Source organism: Vibrio sp. 2033 (genome assembly GCF_033339735.1).
The window spans coordinates 1-704 of the sequence record NZ_JAWOVC010000347.1; the positions used below are offsets into that span (position 1 = coordinate 1).

Annotated in this window: 1 protein-coding gene; it reads right to left on the reverse strand. The window is 45.5% G+C overall.

The features are described from left to right. Window positions 1-38 precede the first annotated feature (38 nt). Window positions 39-617, reverse strand: coding sequence for a PilN domain-containing protein (locus tag R7P74_RS26510; RefSeq protein WP_015297396.1), 579 nt, complete (start codon window positions 615-617; stop codon window positions 39-41). Window positions 618-704: the final 87 nt, after the last annotated feature.

The window sequence follows — 704 nt, forward strand, 5'->3', positions numbered from 1 at the left end:
GCCATTCAGCAATCTCATCCATTTCTAGATCTTGCCAATTAACCATGTTGTTTTCCCTCTTTCTTCTCTTCTACCGTGTTAAACATGAAGGACACTTTAAAGGTCTGAAACTCTTTACCAAAGCGGGCTTTTCCGTGCACGATAGAGTGCATTTCAACGTCCAGTAGCTTGGCAGAACGCTCCATGTTATCGAGCATGGTTGCTAGCCGAGGTGTACTGTCTGAAATACCTGAGATTTCAATTTCTAGATCGTTCATTTTGATCTTGTCGACATATACGCCTTCTGGAATAACAGCAGGCATGAGGTTCATAAAATCAGTGGTTTTATTCCGACCATTTTGCAACGCTTCCACAACTTTCAAGCGTTCCAAGATTTTGCTGTGTTCAAGCTCCGCGATCTTCATCGCTTCTATCCGCTTATCTAGATCGGAAATGTACGTTGTTAGATAGTCGAGTCGCTCTTGTTGAAGATCTTGTTGATACTCATAATATTTGCCAACGCCCCACTGAATCCCCAACGCCACCATGACGCCCAGTACCACTAAACCGACAAATCGACGACGATGCTCTTCCCTTTGATTTTCGCGCCAAGGCAATAAGTTAATGCGATAAAGCACGCACACCTCCTAACCAATGAATGCCACGGACCGCCAGCCCTGCAGCTGTCGAAAAATGTTGCCAATCAGCCGCTCGTCGCTTGCGTT